The sequence below is a fragment of the Tolypothrix sp. VBCCA 56010 genome (assembly GCF_050875635.1).
Lineage (GTDB): Bacteria > Cyanobacteriota > Cyanobacteriia > Cyanobacteriales > Nostocaceae > Hassallia.
This window is the reverse complement of sequence record NZ_JBPAOH010000549.1, coordinates 1-208: the sequence shown is the minus strand read 5'-3', so window position 1 is coordinate 208 and position 208 is coordinate 1. Positions and strand designations below refer to the sequence as shown.

Annotated in this window: 1 protein-coding gene; it reads left to right on the top strand. The window is 34.6% G+C overall.

The window, feature by feature from the left end; genetic code table 11:
• Positions 1 to 208: transposase (locus AABK37_RS42565; RefSeq protein ID WP_432557321.1), on the top strand; the 208-nt coding region annotated here is incomplete at both ends.

The following is a 208-nucleotide window of genomic DNA, read 5'->3' as shown; positions in this document are numbered from 1 at the left end:
GTAGATGATATTGTTGGTGTGGATTCAGGTATCAATAGTTTAGCTGTAGCCGTTAGTTTAAATACAGCGAAAACATTTGATAATCCGAAAAAATACCGAAAATGTAAAAAACAGTTAGGGAGGTTACAAAGACAATTACAGCGGAAAACAAAGGGGAGTAAACGACATACCAAAGCGAAAAATAGATTAGCTAAATATCACAAGCAGA